This is a genomic window from Roseateles sp. Mitsp63, assembly GCF_059491535.1.
In genome coordinates, this window is record NZ_CP168509.1 from 3,717,261 (window position 1) to 3,729,884 (window position 12,624).

Consider the following 12,624-nt stretch of genomic DNA (forward strand, 5'->3'; position numbering starts at 1 on the left):
CATCACGTTTGCCAGAGCGCCGCTTTTGCCGAAGCGCTTGCGGATCGTGATCGACGCGGATTACCGATGAACACGGGGTTCTTCGGCGATCTCGTACGGATGGCGTGTCCCTTTCCTCACGCTTTCCAGGCATCCCGCTTGCGAAGGGGACACCGATGGACGCCCCCGCCGCCGCTTCTCCCCCTGCCCTTCCCGCCCGCGGTTCCCCGCGCCAGGTCTTCGCCGGTCTGGCGCGGGCGCTGTGGCGCTGGCGCGCGCGCACGCTGCTCGCGATGCTGCTGCTGATCCTCTCCAAGCTCGCGGCGGTCGGCGTGCCGGCGGTGCTCAAGGCGATCGTCGACCACCTGACCCCGGCGCAGCCCGCGGCCGCGACGGCCTCCGCGGCGAGCGCGCTGGCCGTGGGCCTGTCCGTCCCGGTGTGGCTGTTGATCGGCTACGCGCTGCTGCGCTACGCGAGCACCCTTTTCACCGAGCTGCGCGACCTGGCCTTCGCGCGCGTCGGCAAGCAGGTCGTCAGCAGCTTCTCGGAGCGCGCCTTCGCGCAACTGCTGGCCATGAGCCCGCGCTTCCACGCGCAGCGCAACACCGGCTCGCTGGTGCGCGAGGTCGAGCGCGGCACCGATGGCCTGGGCTATCTGCTCGGGGCCGGCGTCTTCACCGTCGTGCCCACCGCGGTGGAGTTCGGCGCCGTGCTGGTGATCATCCTCAGCGGCTACGGCGCCAAGTTCGTCCTCGTCATCGCGGGCGCGATGGCGGCGTACAGCGTCTGGACCGGCTGGATGACGCGCAGCCGCGTCGAGAAGCAGCGCGCGATGAACGAGTACGACTCGCGCGCGCACGGGCTGCTGGTCGACACGCTGCTGAACTACGAGGCCGTCAAGACGCATGGCCGCGAGGACAGCGAGCGCGAACGCTACGGGGGCGTGCTGGCGCGGTGGGTCGAGGGCAGCGTCAGCAGCCAGCGGACGCTGTCCATGCTCCATCTGGGCCAGGCCGCGATCATCGCCGTCGGCGTCGGCTGGGTGATGCTGCTGGCGGGCTTCGACACGGTGGCCGGCCGGATGAGCATCGGCGACCTGGTCATGGTCAACGCCTACCTGATCCAGGTCTTCCTGCCGCTGAACACGCTGGGCTTCGTCTTCCGCGAGACGCGCGACGCGCTGCTCAACACCGAGATGCTCTTCAACCTGCTCGCGCGCGCGCCCGACATCCAGGACGCGCCGGGCGCGCGGGCGCTGCCGCCGGGCGACACGACCGTGCGCTTCGACGACATCCGCTTCGGCTACGAGCGCGAGCGGCAGATCCTCAAGGGCCTGACGCTGGAGATCCCGCATGGCCAGACCTTCGCGGTGGTGGGCAGCAGCGGCTCGGGCAAGTCGACGCTGGCGCGGCTGCTGATGCGCATGTACGACCCCGATGGCGGCGAGGTCAGCATCGGCGGCCTGCCGCTGAAGGCGCTCACGCAGCAGAGCCTGCGCCAGGCGATCGGCGTGGTGCCGCAGGATCCGGTGCTCTTCAACGACACCATCGCCTACAACATCGGCTATGGCCGGCCCGAGGCGGGGCGCGAGGCCATCGTCGCGGCGGCCCGCGCGGCCCAGGCCGACGAGTTCATCAGCCTGCTGCCCGACGGCTACGAGACACGGGTCGGCGAGCGCGGCGCGCGGCTGTCCGGCGGCGAGAAGCAGCGCATCGCCATCGCGCGCGCGTTCCTGAAGAACCCGCCGATCGTGGTGCTGGACGAGGCGACCTCGGCCCTGGACACCAAGGCCGAGCGCGCGATCCAGGGCGCGCTCGACGAGGTCGCGCGCGACCGGACCTCGCTGATCATCGCCCACCGCCTGTCGACGGTGGTCGACGCCGACCAGATCATCGTGATGGACCGCGGCGAGATCGTCGAGCGCGGCCGGCATGACGAGCTGCTCGAGCGGCGCGGACTGTACGCGCAGCTCTGGGAACTGCAGCGCCAGCAGCAGCAGACCGAGTCGCTGGAGCGCCGCATCACGCAGCATCCGGTCAACGTCGCCGGGCTGCTGGTGCTCAGCCTGGACGGGCTGCGCGACACGCTGGCCGACGCCGACATCGACCTCTACACCGACATCGACCTGAACGTGGCCAGCATCCACGGCGACGCCAGCCGCATCGCGCGCATCGTCCAGCTGGTCTGCCTGCTGGCGCTGCGCGGCGCGAGCCACGGGCGCATGGAGGGCCGGCTGCAGCGCGTGGACCGCACCAGCCAGCTGACGGTCGGCTTCCATGGCCGCCTGGATCCCGGCACCGGAGCGCCGGACACGCTGGAGCTGCGCACGCTGGTCAACGAGGCGGGCGGCCATCTCGGCATCGAGCGCGATCCGGACGCGGGCCTGCAGCAGTACATCGTCGACTTCCCGCTGCCGGCGCTGGCCGAGGCGCCGCTGTCCGAGGACGAGCTGCGGGCCGCGCCGCCGGAGCTGGCCCAGGCGGCGATCGAGCAGCGCGAGACCGCGCTGGAGACGGTCTTCGGGCTCGACCCGCATCCGCTGTCGGGCCTCAACGTCATGTGCGTCGACGACGACGAGGACGCGCTGGAGTCGCTGGGGCTGCTGCTCGAGCACGACGGCGCGCGCACCGAGCGCGTCACCTCCGGCCGCGAGGCGCTGCGGCGCCTGGCCGAGCGCGAACCGGCCGCCTGGCCCAACGTCTTCGTCTGCGACATCGCGCTCGGTCCCGAGGACGGCCACGCCGTGGTCCGCGGGCTGCGCGCGCTGGAGGCGCAGCGGCAGGTCCCGCTCGGACGGCGTCTTCCGGCGATCGCGCTGACCGGCATGGCCCAGCCCGAGGACCGGCTGCGCGCGCTGGTGGCCGGCTTCCAGCGCCACATGGCCAAGCCGGTCGTGCCCGAGGACCTGATCCGGACGCTGCACGACCTCGCGCACGTGCCGGCCTGAACGGCGTCGCCATCGGTCGATCTTTCCGGACACCGGCACGAACTTCAAATTTGCAGAAGCTTCTTCACCCCCTTGGAGCCCTCATGAACCCGACATCACCTCGCCCCTTGCTGACGCTGGGCATCAACGCGAGCTTCCACGACTCCGCGGCGGCGCTGATGCGCGACGGCGAGGTCGTGGCGGCCGCCGAGGAGGAGCGCTTCACCCGCATCAAGCACGGCAAGCGGCCCGTGCCCTTCACCGCCTGGGAGCTGCCGTACCACGCGATCGACTACTGCCTGAAGGAGGCCGGCGCGACGCTGGCGGACGTGGGGCATGTCGCGTACAGCTTCGACCCGGCGCGATTCCTCGGCGACCGGGTGCCGGACGGCCGCTTCACGCTGCCGCTCAAGCCCTCGGACTTCGACGCCGGTCCCTGGGAGAACCCGTGGGATCCGCTGTTCGCGGCCTACGTGCTGAATGCGCCGCGGATGCTCACCGACGCCGTCCCGCATCACCTGCGCAAGCGTTTCGGCGGCGTGAAGCACGCAAGCGCGCCGTACCGCTGGCATTTCGTGCCGCACCATCTCTGCCATCAGGCGAGCGCCTTCCTCGCGGCGCCGTTCGACCGCTGCGCGGTCATGACCATCGACGGCCGCGGCGAGCAGGCCAGCACCTGCTACGGCCGCTACCGCGACAACCGCTATGAGCCGCTCGGCGAGGTCCACGTGCCGCATTCGCTGGGCCTGCTCTACGAGCGGGTCACCGCCTACCTCGGCTTCCTGCATTCGAGCGACGAGTACAAGGTGATGGCGCTGGCCGCGCTGGGCACGCCCCGGCATGCCGGCGTGCTGCGCGAGCATCTGGCCGTCGACGCGGACGGGCAGTACCGCAACCTGCCGCTGGACCTGATCGAGCGCTTCGGCCCCGCGCGCGTGCCGGGCGCCACGATGACGCAGACCTACCTGGACCTGGCCGCCTCGCTGCAGGACGTGCTCGAGGAATCCGTGCTGCAACTGGGCGTGTGGCTGCGCGAGCGCAGCGGCGAGGATCAGCTCGCGATGGCGGGCGGCGTGGCGCTGAACTGCGTCATGAACTCGCGCCTGCGCGACGCGGGCATCTTCCGGCGCGTCTGGGTGCAGCCGGCGGCGGGCGACGCCGGCACGGCGCTGGGCGCGGCGCTGTGGGTCGACGCGCGAGAACGCGCCGGGCAGCCCGCCGGACAGCCCGCCGGACAGCCCACCGAAGTGGCCGAGGACCAGCCGCTGCAACTGGCCGAGCGCCGCTGGCGGATGGGACACGCCTACCTGGGTCCCGCCTTCGACGACGGCGAGATCGAGGCGCTGCTCCAGTGGGCGCAGCTGCGCTACCGCAAGGTCGAGGACGTGGCGCGGGAGACGGCGACCCTGCTGGCGCAGAACAAGATCATCGGCTGGTTCCAGGGCCGGATGGAGTTCGGGCCGCGCGCGCTGGGCGCGCGATCGCTGCTGGCGTCGCCGGTCGATCCGCAGATGCAGGCGCGCCTGAACGAGCTCAAGGACCGCGAGGATTTCCGGCCGGTCGCCCCGGCGGTGAACCGCGAGGACATGGCGGACTGGTTCGAGCCGGCCGATGCCAACGAGGGCGAATCGCCCTTCATGCTCTTCGTCTACCGCGTGAAGCCGGGCCAGTCCGAGCGCATTCCCTCGGCGCTGCACAGCGACCGCACCGCGCGGGTGCAGACGGTGGATGCCGCGACCAACCCGCTGTTCCACGACCTGCTGAAGGCGGTCGGCGAGAAGACCGGCGTGCCCGTGCTGGTGAACACCTCGTTCAACGTGCGCGGCGAGCCCATCGTCGGCACGCCGAAGGCGGCGATCGAGGCCTTCTTCAGCACGCCGCTGGATGCGCTGGTCATCGGCTCCTTCATCCTGGAGAAGTAGAGGACGCGGCGCGGCCGGCCCGGTCAATGCGCCAGCAGATAGCGCGCCATCAACCGCGCCTGGGTGTCGCTGATCCCCAGCGTCGGCATCGCGGAATGGGCATCGATCGCCTGGGGATCCCGGATCCAGGCGGCGATGCCGTCCTCGGTGGGGAAGGCCTTGCCGCCGATGCGGTCGCGGCCGGCGAGCCCGCTCAGGCGCGGCCCGTTCGAGGTGTCGGGGCCGACGACGCCAGGAATGACGTGGCAGGCCGTGCAGCCGTGCTGGCGGAAGGCGCGCTGCGCGAGCTCGGCTGTCGCCAGCGGCGGATCGAGCGGCGCGGGCGCGTCCACGACGCCGTCGCAACGCGGCACCGGCGCCGGCATCGGCGCCGGCATCCGGGACGATGACCGGGTCACGGCCGCGCCCGCGGCCGGCGCGGCCGGCCCGGCCGTGAGCGCCCGGTACTGATCGGGCGTCATCAGCGGCAGCGCGTCGAGAAAGGCGACGACGGACCAGAGCTCGCGCTCGTCCAGCCGGTACTCCCACGCCGGCATGCCGCTCATCTTGATCCCGTTGCGCGTGATCCAGTACAGGTCCTGGCGGCGCCAATGGCGGGTCGCCTCGATCAGCGAGGTCGGCACCGGCTGCATGCCGAGCGAGAACCGTTCGGGCGCCACGCCGGGCGCGCCATGACAGGTCACGCAGCGGTCGCGGAAGCAGGCCGCGCCCTGCATCACGCGGGCCGGCGTGAGCAGGTCGGCGGGGGGCTGATGGGCATCGGCGCGGCGCTGGACGGCGCGCTTGAGGGCGAACTCCAGCAGCGAATGCACCGGCTGCAGGTGCGGTCCGGTCGCCGACACGTCATACGCCCCGAACCAGACGAACGCCGCCGCGCCGGCCGCGCCCAGCACGCCCGCGGCCGCGAGGGCCGCGATCGCGGCCTTGGCCGCGCGTGGCGCGGGCGGGCTCGCGCCATCCGGGGGGCGTCGTGGATCGCTCATGGCCGCAGCAAGGCAAGCGCGATGCCGGACCGCTGCCAGGGCAGGCACTTCGTGTGCCGGGGAGCGCGCATGACGCCCCCGGACCGCCCTCCCCGCCAGCCCCTCGCCCGCTCGCCGGTGGCGGTCCTCGCCGCGGCCGCGCTGCTGCTCGGTGTCGCGCTTGCCGCCTGCGGCCCCGCGCCGGACGAACCGATGCAGCGCTGGCAGGTGGAGACCGCGGACCTCGCGCGCGGCCGCCAGCTGATGGCGCATTACCAGTGCGGCTCGTGCCACGCCGCGCCTGGCGTGCCGGGAAACGGCCAGCGGGCGCCGGAGCTGTACCGCTTCGGCCGGCGCAGCTACATCGCCGGCCAGGTGCCCAACACGCCGGAATCGCTGCAGCGCTGGCTGCAGGACCCGCCCGCGCTGGTGCCCGGAACGACGATGCCCCGGCTCGGCGTGTCGGAGCGCGACGCGCGGGACATTGCCGGCTATCTGATGTCGCTGCAATGAAGGCCCGGCCATGAACGGCGGCGTGCTCCGTCCGGCGGGTCCCGAGGCCCAGGCGCTCGCGGGCGTCATGAACACGACGCTGGCCGTCTGCGCCCTCGCCTTCGTTGTCGCCATGGCCTGCCTCGCGGCGGCGCTGTGGTGGAAGCGGCGGCGGCCGGTTCCAGCGGCGCTCTGGCTCTGGGCCGGCGGCCTGGTGCTGCCGGTGCTGGTCTTCGGCGGGCTGCTGCTGCACGGTGAGCGCGCGGCGGAGGGGCTCGACGCGCCGGCCCCGCCTGGCGCGCTGCGCGTCGCCGTCACGGGCCATCTGTGGTGGTGGTCGCTGCGCTACGAGGCCGATGGCGACGCCGCCGCCTTCGCGACCGCCAATGAACTGCGCGTGCCGGTGGGACGTCCCGTGACGCTGACGCTGGCGTCGGAAGACGTGATCCACAGCTACTGGGTGCCGGAACTCGGCGGCAAGGTCGATCTGGTGCCCGGGCGCCTGAACCGCCTGACCTTCACGGCGGCCAGGCCCGGCACGTTCCGCGGACCGTGTTCGGAGTACTGCGGCACCCAGCACGCGGCGATGGTGCTGCAGGTGGTGGCGATGGCGCCGGAGGAGTTCGCGCGCTGGCGCCGCGCGCAGGCCGGCGACGCGCCGGAGCCGGTCTCCCGCCAGGCCTTGCGCGGAGCGGCGCTCTTCCGCGAGCACGGCTGCGTCGCCTGCCACGCGGTGCGCGGCCTGGATCGGGCCCCGGCGGCGGACGGGGCGCCCGACCGGCCGCCGCTCGTGCCACTCGGCCCTGATCTCACGCATGTGGCGGATCGGCTCTGGCTGGGCGCGGGCGCGCTGCGCAACCGCGATCCGCTGGGCGACCCGAGGACGGCGCTGCGGCAATGGATCTCCGACGCGCAGCAGGCCAAGCCCGGCGCGCGGATGCCTTCCTACAAGCAGATCCCGGCGGACGAGATCGACGCGCTGACCGAGTTCCTCGCGGGCCCGCCGCCCGCGGGCAGCGGAACGGAGCGGCCCCTGGTCGCCGCGGCGCCATGAGCGCGCCGGTCCCCGCCCGCCCGGTCAACCGGCTGCCGCGGCCCGGCGGCGAGCTCGAGCGCCTGCGTGCCGCCTGGGCGCCGCCAGCGGGCTGGCGCCGCATCGGCAGCGTCAACAACGTCTTCATCGGCAAGCTCTACATCGCGACGGCCTTCCTCTTCCTGCTGCTGGGCGGCGTGCTGGCGCTGCTGATGCGGGCGCAGCTGGCGGCACCGTCGCAGACGCTGATCGGCGCGCCGGCGTTCCAGCAGCTGTTCACCATGCACGGCACGGTGATGATGTTCCTGTTCGCCGTGCCGATGGTCGAGGCCATCGCGGTCTACCTGCTGCCCAACATGCTGGGCGCGCGCGACCTGCCCTTCCCGCGGCTGTCCGCCTACTCGTTCTGGATGTATGCCATCGGCGGCCTGGCCTTCTACGCGACCCTGTTCTGGGGGCTGGCGCCGGACTCGGGCTGGTTCATGTATCCGCCGCTGAGCAGCGCGAAGTACTCGCCGGGGCTGAACGCGGACTTCTGGCTGCTGGGCATCGGCTTCATCGAGATCTCCGCGATCGCCGGCGCCATCGAGCTGATCACCGGCACGCTGATGACGCGGGCGCCGGGCATGACGCTGGGCCGCATGCCGGTCTACGCGTGGTCGATGCTGGTGGTGGGCGGGATGATCGTGCTCGCCTTCCCGGCGGTGATCGCCGGCACGGCGCTGCTGGAGATCGAGCGCGCCTTCGACTGGCCGGTCTTCGATGCCACGCGGGGCGGCGATCCGCTGCTGTGGCAGCACCTGTTCTGGTTCTTCGGCCACCCGGAGGTCTACATCATCTTCCTGCCGGCGGCGGGGCTGGTCTCGACGATGGTGCCGGCGCTGGCCAGGACCTCGCTGATCGGCCGGCATGCGGTGGTGGCGGCGCTGATCGCGATCGGGGTGGTCAGCTTCCTGCTGTGGCTGCATCACATGTTCACGGCGGGACTGGGCGGGCTGGGAATGAGCGTCGTGTCCATCCTGAGCGTCGCGATCGCGATCCCGGGCGCGCTGCAGGTCTTCGCGTGGATCGGCACCTTGTGGCGCGGCCGGCTGCAATGGACCACGGCGACGCTCTTCATGGTCGGCTTCGTCGTCACCTTCGTGCTGGGGGGGCTGACCGGCGTGATGCTGGCGCTGCTGCCCATCGACTGGCAGGTGCACGACAGCTACTTCGTCGTCGCGCATTTCCACTACGTGCTCATCGGCGGCATGGTGCTGCCGATGTTCGCGGCGATCTATCACTGGCTGCCGCTGTGGAAGGGCCGCGCGCTCTCGGAGCGCGCCGGGCGCTGGGTCTTCGGGCTGGTCTTCGGCGGCTTCCACCTGACCTTCTTCCCGATGCACGTGGCCGGCCTGCTGGGCATGCCGCGGCGCGTGCACACCTATCCGGCCGGACTGGGGCTGGAGTGGCCGAACCTGCTGTCGTCGCTCGGTGCCGCCGTGATCGCGGCGGGCGTGCTGCTGTTCGTCATCGACTTCGTGCGCAGCCAGCGCGGACCGGCGCGGAAGCATCACGATCCGTGGACCTCGTCGACGCTGGAATGGCTGCCATCGGAGCTCTACGGCACGCGCAGCATCCCGCAGGTCGAGCATCACGAGCCGCTGTGGCACCGGCCCGAGCTGCATGAGGAGGTCGAGGCCGGCGCGCATTGGCTCCCGGGCACGATCAGCGGCGGACGGGAGACGCTGCTCACCAGTCCAGCGAGGGCGCATCCCCTGCGGGTGGTGATGCTGGCGGGGGACAGCCTGTGGCCTTTCCTCGCGGCGGTGGGCACGGCCGCGTTCTTCCTGCTGATGACGGTGAAGTCGGTGGCGGGAACGGCGGCGGGGGGCGTGCTGGCAATCGTTGCGCTGTGGGCCTGGTTGTGGCAGACGGACCGCGCGCCGCCCTTCGAGGACGCGGAAGCGGCGGATGGCGTGCTGCTGCCGATGGGCGCGTCGGGACGGCAGTCGCCGTCGTTCTGGGGCGTCGTGATCCTCGTCGTGGTCGAGGCGACGATCTTCGCGTCGATGGCGTTCGCGCATCTGCATGTCGCGATGAGGCTGGACGTGTGTCCGCCGCAGGGCGTGGGCCTCGCGGACAAGGGCATGCTGGCGATGCAGACGCTGGGCTATGGGCTGAGCCTGGCCTTCGCCGCGTGGGCGGGCGCCGGCGCCTGGCGCGCGCCGGTGCCCAGATGGCGCGGGCTGCTGATGGTGCCGGCGTTCGCGATGGCGGCGCTGGCCTTCCACGACGGATTGAGGACGGCATGGCCGGCGGAGCGGCCGCCGACGCTGGATGCCTGGACGGGCACGCTGGCGGCGCTGCACGGGCTTCAGGGGCTGCAGCTCGCGGTCGCCGCGATGCTGGCGCTCTACTACGGCGCGCGTCTGGCGAGCGGGCTGATCCGGCCGAGGCAGCACGCGACGCGGGAGGCGGTCGTGCTGCTGTGGGGATGGATCTGCGTGCAGGGCGTGGTCACGATCTGGTGGCCGCGTCTGGTGGCCTGATCGACATCGCCGCGGGGGTCAAGCCCTGACCGTCTGTTGACTTACCCCACCAACGGGGGCCCTCTCCATTCCCCCCGTCGGGAACTACTTTGAGTCATGGCAAGACGCTGCTCGATTTCGAGAATGGGCACCTTCCATCGACGTGGGGTCGATGACGGCGAAAGGCAGTAGCGATGTTGAATCAAGTCGAATGCACGGCGGCAGCTCAACCGGCGGCGCACGCGCCGCCAGCGAGCGCAAAGACGGTCTGGGTATACAGCAAGGCACAGGCGCCCTACGAGTTCCGGATGTGGATGGACCCATGCTCGCCGCACGAGTGGCCCTATAACCTCCAAGGCATGCGTGGTACCGAGGACTACGACGACATCGTTGCGTGGTACCTCAGCAGGCATCCGGACATCTCCCCGACCGATCTGGACTTGCTTCTGGAGGTCCTCGTCCAATGCGTCGGAGAACGACAGATCAGCGTCTCGGTCTACCACGACATCGACACCGGGAGCCGGCACCTGTGGTTCACGGTGTGGGAGCTCACCTGGCAGGAAGCGTCCGCCCGGATGGACAGGTTTCAAGACCTGCACCTGTCGATGCCCGCCTTGACCCACATGCTCTGCAAGGTGGGCTTCTCCACGCGCAGCGGTCGGTTCGAGCATCGGCATCTCACGATCAGGGAGTGAGCTCATGCAGACGCTTGTGTTCGATCCGGAAAGCGTGCTCGACGTTGCTGAACGGCTCTCCTCGGTGGGGGACGAAGCGAGCGATCGAAGCGCGATCTCCCGTGCCTACTACGGAGCATTCCTGTTTGCCCGCGAAGTCGCAGAGATCAAGGACGAGACCTCCCGGGCCCACTTCAAGACGTGGAAGCATTACGTCGACAGCGGAGAAAGGCAAGTGGCGAAGGATCTTTGGGATCTCCGCAGCGCCAGGAACATGGCGGATTACAGGACCGATCTCAATGTCCCACGTCGAATCTGCGACGAATCGCTCAAGACTTCTCGCCGAGTCCGTTCTGCACTGAAGCGAATCTCCGGCCGTGCTGGCTACCAAGCGCTTTCAACCACCGGTGTGTAGGGGCTTCTCCGGCGTGCAACAAAAGGCGAAGGGCGCCGAGGCGCCCTTCGTCCAATGGTCAGTGGCCCTGCGGCGTGCGCTCAAACCCCGAGGATCGACACCGCCTTGGTGTTCAGATAGGCCTCGAGCGCCTCGGGCCCGCCTTCGGAGCCGTAGCCCGAGTCCTTGACCCCGCCGAACGGCATTTCCGCCGAGGGCGTGGCCGGCTGGTTGATCCAGAGCATGCCGACCTCGACGCGTTGCGCGAGCAGATGGGCGTTCTTGATCGACTTCGTGAACGCATACCCCGCCAGCCCGAACGGCAGCCGATTGGCTTCCGCGATGGCGTCTTCCAGCGAGTCGAAGCCCCGGATGGCGGCGATCGGGCCGAAGGGTTCGTCGTTGAAGACCGACGCATCGAGCGGCACGTCGGCCAGGATGGTGGGCGCGAAGAAGTTGCCCGCATTGCCGACGCGCTCGCCGCCGGTGGCAATCTTGGCGCCGCGCTCACGGGCCTCGGCGACGATCCTGGACATCGCGACCACGCGGCGCTCATTCGCGAGCGGGCCCAGCGTCGTGCCTTCGGCCAGGCCGTCGCCCAGCTTCAGCCCTTGCGCGTGCTTGACCATCGCGGCGGTGAATTCGTCCTTCAGGCTGTTGTGGACCAGGAAGCGCGTCGGCGAGATGCAGACCTGCCCCGCGTTGCGGAACTTCGCGCCGCCGGCCGCCTTGACCGCGAGGGCGACATCGGCGTCCTCCGCCACGATCACCGGGGCGTGACCGCCGAGTTCCATCGTCACGCGCTTCATGTGCGCGCCGGCCAGCGCGGCGAGCTGCTTGCCCACGGGCGTCGAGCCGGTGAAGGTGACCTTGCGGATGACCGGATGAGGAATCAGATAGCTGGAGATTTCCGCCGGATCGCCGAAGACGAGTCCGACGGTGCCAGGGGGCACGCCCGCGTCGACGAAGGTCTGGAGCAGCGCGGCCGGCGAGGCCGGCGTCTCCTCTGGCGCCTTCACCAGGAAGGAGCAGCCGGTGGCCAGCGCCGCGCCGAGCTTGCGCACGATCTGGTTGACCGGGAAGTTCCACGGCGTGAAGGCGGCCACCGGGCCGACGGGCTCCTTGAGCACGAGCTGCTGCGCCGCCAGGTTGCGCGACGGCACGATGCGGCCGTAGACGCGGCGGCCTTCATCGGCGAACCACTCGATGATGTCGGCGCCGGCCAGCACTTCGACCTTCGCCTCCGCGACGGGCTTGCCCTGCTCCTGGGTCAGCAGCCGGGCGATCTCGGGCGCGCGTTCGCGCAGCAGCGCGGCGGCGCGGCGCATCGTCGCGGCGCGCTCATGGGCGGAGATGTTGCGCCAGGCTTCGAAGCCCTTCTGCGCGGCCTCGAGCGCGCGGTCCAGGTCGGCCGTGCTGGCATGGGCCACCTTGCCGATGACGGCGCCGGTCGCCGGATTGCGCACGGCGATCGTGCGGCCGCCGGCGGCCTCGACCCATTCATTGGCGATCAGCAGACGGGTGTCGGGATAGGAAGCGGAAGTGGTCATCGCGAGGTCCTCGAAGCCGAAGGAAAAACTGGCGACGACTCTACCCGCTCCCTGGTACCGCCCGCATCACGCGCGGCGATACCTGACGCGGCGCGGGCACATTGGTCGCAGGCCGCCCGCCGGGAAGCCACGGGGCTCATCCGTGGCCAAGCGTCTCGCGATGTAGCGATTCGTGTCGCCG

General features: G+C 70.9%; 9 protein-coding genes. 7 read left to right on the forward strand and 2 right to left on the reverse strand.

The features are described 5' to 3' along the window. The first annotated feature begins 155 nt into the window (after positions 1-155). On the forward strand, positions 156-2,927 hold the full coding sequence (locus tag ACEN96_RS16275; RefSeq protein WP_495584136.1) for an ATP-binding cassette domain-containing protein: 2,772 nt from the start codon (positions 156-158) through the stop codon (positions 2,925-2,927). A gap of 83 nt (positions 2,928-3,010) precedes the next feature. Beyond that, the gene (locus ACEN96_RS16280) at positions 3,011-4,828 is read left to right on the forward strand and encodes a carbamoyltransferase family protein (protein ID WP_495584137.1); all 1,818 of its coding nucleotides are present in this window, start codon (positions 3,011-3,013) and stop codon (positions 4,826-4,828) included. Positions 4,829-4,851: 23 nt separating this feature from the next. Here the strand turns inward: ACEN96_RS16280 and ACEN96_RS16285 are convergent, their stop codons facing one another. Next, entirely contained in the window at positions 4,852-5,811 is a 960-nt protein-coding gene (locus tag ACEN96_RS16285) for a c-type cytochrome (RefSeq protein ID WP_495584138.1), read from the reverse strand. A gap of 69 nt (positions 5,812-5,880) precedes the next feature. On the opposite strand from ACEN96_RS16285, the gene ACEN96_RS16290 reads away from it, so the two are divergent. From ACEN96_RS16290 to ACEN96_RS16310, 5 genes are all read left to right on the forward strand, one after another. After that, on the forward strand, positions 5,881-6,303 hold the full coding sequence (locus ACEN96_RS16290) for a c-type cytochrome (protein ID WP_495584139.1): 423 nt from the start codon (positions 5,881-5,883) through the stop codon (positions 6,301-6,303). A 10-nt stretch (positions 6,304-6,313) separates the two neighbouring features. Further along, on the forward strand, positions 6,314-7,336 hold the full coding sequence (gene coxB, locus ACEN96_RS16295) for a cytochrome c oxidase subunit II (RefSeq protein WP_495584140.1): 1,023 nt from the start codon (positions 6,314-6,316) through the stop codon (positions 7,334-7,336). Beyond that, on the forward strand, positions 7,333-9,846 hold the full coding sequence (locus tag ACEN96_RS16300) for a cbb3-type cytochrome c oxidase subunit I (RefSeq protein ID WP_495584141.1): 2,514 nt from the start codon (positions 7,333-7,335) through the stop codon (positions 9,844-9,846). The genes coxB and ACEN96_RS16300 overlap by 4 nt, the downstream gene beginning before the upstream one ends. A 173-nt stretch (positions 9,847-10,019) precedes the next feature. Then, positions 10,020-10,520, forward strand: coding sequence for a hypothetical protein (locus ACEN96_RS16305; protein WP_495584142.1), 501 nt, complete (start codon positions 10,020-10,022; stop codon positions 10,518-10,520). 4 nt (positions 10,521-10,524) lie between these two features. After that, a complete protein-coding gene (locus ACEN96_RS16310) occupies positions 10,525-10,914 on the forward strand; it encodes a hypothetical protein (protein ID WP_495584143.1) in 390 nt (129 codons plus the stop codon). Positions 10,915-10,994: 80 nt separating this feature from the next. Here ACEN96_RS16310 and ACEN96_RS16315 read toward each other — a convergent pair whose 3' ends face one another. Then, complete coding sequence (locus ACEN96_RS16315; protein ID WP_495584144.1) at positions 10,995-12,443, reverse strand: NAD-dependent succinate-semialdehyde dehydrogenase; 1,449 nt, start codon at positions 12,441-12,443, stop codon at positions 10,995-10,997. Positions 12,444-12,624 lie beyond the last annotated feature (181 nt).